This window comes from Actinotalea ferrariae CF5-4 (genome assembly GCF_000603945.1).
In the GTDB taxonomy this organism is placed as follows: domain Bacteria; phylum Actinomycetota; class Actinomycetes; order Actinomycetales; family Cellulomonadaceae; genus Actinotalea; species Actinotalea ferrariae.
The window spans coordinates 1-4,077 of the sequence record NZ_AXCW01000308.1; the positions used below are offsets into that span (position 1 = coordinate 1).

General features: G+C 76.1%; 4 protein-coding genes. All 4 read right to left on the minus strand.

Annotation, left to right across the window (positions count from 1 at the left end):
- A partial coding sequence (gene hemC / locus N866_RS16800; protein ID WP_052023191.1) for a hydroxymethylbilane synthase occupies positions 1 to 857 on the minus strand: 857 nt, incomplete at its 3' end.
- A gap of 67 nt (positions 858 to 924) precedes the next feature.
- On the minus strand, positions 925 to 2,190 hold the full coding sequence (locus tag N866_RS16805) for a ferrochelatase (RefSeq protein ID WP_081802761.1): 1,266 nt from the start codon (positions 2,188 to 2,190) through the stop codon (positions 925 to 927).
- Positions 2,187 to 2,903 (minus strand): hydrogen peroxide-dependent heme synthase, encoded by a 717-nt coding sequence (hemQ, locus tag N866_RS16810; RefSeq protein ID WP_034228620.1) that lies wholly within the window; start codon positions 2,901 to 2,903, stop codon positions 2,187 to 2,189. Before hemQ ends, N866_RS16805 begins: the two co-directional genes overlap by 4 nt.
- 297 nt (positions 2,904 to 3,200) lie before the next feature.
- Positions 3,201 to 4,077: protoporphyrinogen/coproporphyrinogen oxidase (locus tag N866_RS16815; protein WP_034228622.1), on the minus strand; the 877-nt coding region annotated here is incomplete at its 5' end.

Below are 4,077 nucleotides of genomic sequence, written 5' to 3' on the forward strand. Positions count from 1 at the left end.
GCGTCGAGGGTGAGGTGGCCGTCCGGGTCGATGTGCCCGAGCGCGCCGATCGGCGCCGCGCACCCGGCCTCCAGGGCCGTGAGGAGCTCGCGCTCGGCGGTGACAGCCAGGCGGGTGGGGAGGTGGTCGAGCGCGGCGAGGGCGGCCGCGAGCTCCGGGTCGGCGGCGGGCCCGTCCCCGAGCGCCTCCGCGCGGCACTCGACGGCGAGCGCGCCCTGACCGGGAGCCGGGGCCATGACGGTGCCGTCGAACAGCTCGGTCGCGGCGTCGAGCCGGCCGAGTCGCGCCAGGCCGGCCGCGGCCAGGACGACGGCGTCGAGGTCACCGGGGGCGTCGGCGCGCTCCCCGAGGCCCGGGACCCGTCCGAGCCGCGTGTCGACGTTCCCCCGGATGTCCAGGACCTCCAGGTCCGGCCGCGTCGCGCGGAGCTGCGCGGCCCGGCGCGGCGAGCCGGTCCCGACGCGCGCTCCGTGCGGGAGCGTCTCCAGCGTCAGCCCGTCACGCGCGCACAGGGCGTCGCGGTGGTCGGCGCGGACCGGCACGGCGGCCACGACCAGCCCGTCCGCCGGCGCCGTCGGGAGGTCCTTGAGGGAGTGGACGGCGACGTCGCACGTGCCGGCGAGGAGCGCGTCGCGCAGGGCGGCGACGAAGACGCCGGTCCCCCCGAGCGTCGTGAGGGAGGCGCGGCTGACGTCACCCTCCGTGCGGACGCGCGTCAGGGCGACGGGCCGGTCACCCAGCGCACCGGTGCCCACCAGGGCGTCCGCGACGTGACCGGTCTGCGTCAGGGCCAGCGCGCTGCCGCGCGTCCCGACCCGGACCGTGCGCTCCGGGGTGCCGTCCGTCGTGCTGGTCATCGCGCCGCCCCTCCCGTGGTCGACGGACCCGTCGGGTCCTCGTCCGAACCTCTCAGGCCGGAACCTCTCAGGGAGCCAATCCTGCGACGGCGGGCTTCACCGCGCGCGGGTTCGCGCAGCAGCCCGGCCGGCAGACGTCGTACCAGGGGCCGAGCGGGGTGAGCGCCGGGCGCGAGCACGGGGTGCCGCCCTCGGGGTTCGACGGGGAGGCGAGCCGCTCCTGCACGAGGTCGATGAGCCCGCGCACGAACTCCGGGTGCACGCCGGGGGTCGCGACACGCTCGGCGTACATCCCCTTCTCCTGCGCCGTCTCCATCGCCTCCTCGTCCAGGTCCCACATGACCTCCATGTGGTCGGACACGAAGCCGATGGGGACGATGACGACGGCCTTGGTGCCGTGCTCGGCGAGCGCCTCGATGGCGTCGTTGATGTCGGGCTCGAGCCAGGGCGTGGTCGGCGCGCCGGAGCGGGACTGGTAGACGAGGCTCCACGGCACGGCGGCGAACTGGGCGGCCGACCCACCGGTGCCGACGTCGCTCATCGCGCCCGCGCTCGCCATGATCACGTCGGCGACGGCGCGGTGCTGGGCGCCGTACGCGCCCTCCTCGCCGAGCTCCGCGTCCGGCGGGCCGGAGGTGACCGCGGTCGACGTCGGGATCGAGTGCGTGACGAAGAGGACGTGCGCGTCGCGCGTGATGTCGCCGTCCGGGCCCAGCTGGTCGTGCGTGCGCTGCAGCGCCTCGCGCACGCCCTCGACGAACGGCGTGACGAAGCCCGGGTGGTCGAAGTAGTTGCGGACCTTGTCGATGTGCAGCTCGCCGGCCAGGCCGGTCTCCTCCAGCGCGCCGGCGAGGTCCTCGCGGTACTGGCGGCAGCCGGAGTAGGACGAGTACGCCGAGGTCACCACGGCGAGGATCTTCCGGTGGCCCGCCGCGTGGGCGTCGCGGATCGCGTCGGCGAGGTAGGGGTCCCAGTTGCGGTTGCCCCACAGCACCGGCAGGTCGACGCCGCGCGAGCGCAGCTCCTCCTGCAGGGCGGCCTGGAGCGCGCGGTTCTGCTCGTTGATCGGGCTGACACCGCCGAAGTGGCGGTAGTGGTGCGCGACCTCCTCGAGGCGCTCGTCCGGGATGCCCCGGCCGCGCGTGACGTTGCGCAGGAACGGCAGGACGTCGTCCTGGCCCTCCGGCCCGCCGAAGGAGACGAGCAGGATCGCGTCGTAGGCGACCGGCGACCGCGGGTCGCGGTCGGGCAGGGTCTCCGGGTGGGCCCCGGGCACGGCACCCGTCCCGGGGGCGGCGGCGGCGGGGGTGCCGGCCTCGTTCGTCGTCGTCACAGCAGGACCTCCGCAACCTCGTCGGCCTCGATACGACGACCCGTGAAGAACGGGATCTCCTCACGCACGTGACGGCGGGCCTCGGTGTCCCGCAGCCGGCGCATGAGGTCGACCAGCTCCGTGAGCTCGTGCGCCTCGAGGGCCAGGATCCACTCGTAGTCGCCCAGGGAGAAGGAGGCGACGGTGTTCGACAGCACCTCGGGGTACTCGCGGCCCTTGCGGCCGTGCTCCCCGAGCATCGCGCGCCGCTCGTCGGCGGGCAGCAGGTACCACTCGTACGAGCGCACGAACGGGTAGACGGTCAGCCACGGCAGCGGCGCCTTGTCGCCCATGTAGGCGGGGGCGTGGTCGCGGCTGAACTCGGCGGGGCGGTGCACGCCCATCGCGGCCCAGGTGGGGAGCAGCGGGCTCAGCTCGGCGGTGCGGCGCAGGCGCCGCTGCTCGGCCTGGAGCGCCTCGGCGCTGTCCCCGTGGATCCAGACCATGACGTCGGCGTCGGCGCGCAGCCCCGACACGTCGTACAGGCCGCGGACGACGACGCCCTCGCCCGGCTCCGCGACGACGCTCGCCAGGGAGGGGCCGGTGCCGGTCGCCGCGGGTCCGGCGGGTCGGCGCAGCACCGTCCACAGGGTCCAGGGCCCGGAGCCCGGCGCGCCGGCGTGCTCCTCGGCAGCGGGTGCGTCGTCGGTCCCGTGGGCCTCACCGGTGGTCATGAGCGCCAAGTCTGCGCCGCGGACGCGTCCGGAGGAAATCCGCCCCTGAGAATCCGCTGGAGGACAGCGATGTGATTCTGATCTGACATCCCGTCAGGACCGTGGAATGCCCTCCGTGACGCCCGGTCACGCATTCCGAGAAATGTTCTGACGTGCCGTCAGAACATTGTCGCTCTCCAGTCCGCCTGTTCCGTCGAGGTCGCCGGGTGCACCGGGCGGAGTCGACAGGACCCGACGGCTGGACGCGCGCCGGGGGCGCCCCGGGAGGAGGGGCGGAGGCCGGGGTACGGGCTGCGCTCAGAGGCGGGCGGCCAGGGCGCGGGCGTCGGCGACGACGGCGACCAGGCCCGTCCCCGCGAGCCACGCCCCGCACGCGTCGAGACCGGGGTGCTGCTCCAGGGTCCGGCGCACCCCCGCCACCCGGTCGCGGTGACCCGGCCGCACCTGCGGCAGCCCCGCCGGCCACGGCGTCCGGGTCCAGCCGACCACCTGGTCCGCCCCCAGGCGCACGCCCAGGAGCGTCGACGCGTCGGCGAGGGCGGTCGCGAGCGGGGCGTCCTCGTCCAGCGTGCGCGCGTGCCGGGCGCCGCCGTAGGAGAGCCGGACGACGTGCCGACCGGGACCGGCCGCCTCGGCCAGCCACGCCCACTTGGCGGTCGCGTGGGTGAGCGCCTTGGCGCTGACACCGGTGGCCTCCGGTGCGACGAGGACCCCCGTCCCCCGGGGTGCGGCGTCGAGGGCCGGTGCCTCCAGCACGAGCGTGACGATCTGGACCCCGGTGTCGACCCCGTCGTCCAGCGCGCCCGCCAGGGCGGTGGCCTCCGGAGCGCCGTCGCCGAGCGGCCTCTCCGCGAGCACGCCGTCCCCGAGCGGTGCCTCCCCGAGCAGCGTGTCCCCGGGCAGCGTGTCCCCGAGCAGGCGCAGCGCGACGGGTCCGGGGACGGCGAGCACCACCTGGGGCGCGACGACGACGGACGGCCCGTCGAGCGCTCCGTCCGCCACCGCGGGGGACAGGGTCACCCGCCAGGCGTCGTCGCCGCGGGCCACCGTCGCCACCTCGACCTCCGTGCGGAGCCGGACGCCGCGGGCGGTCACGTCCGCGACCAGCGCCTCGACGAGGCGGTGCATGCCCCCGCGCAGGCCGGCGACCGCGGACCCCGCCGGCGCCGCCGCG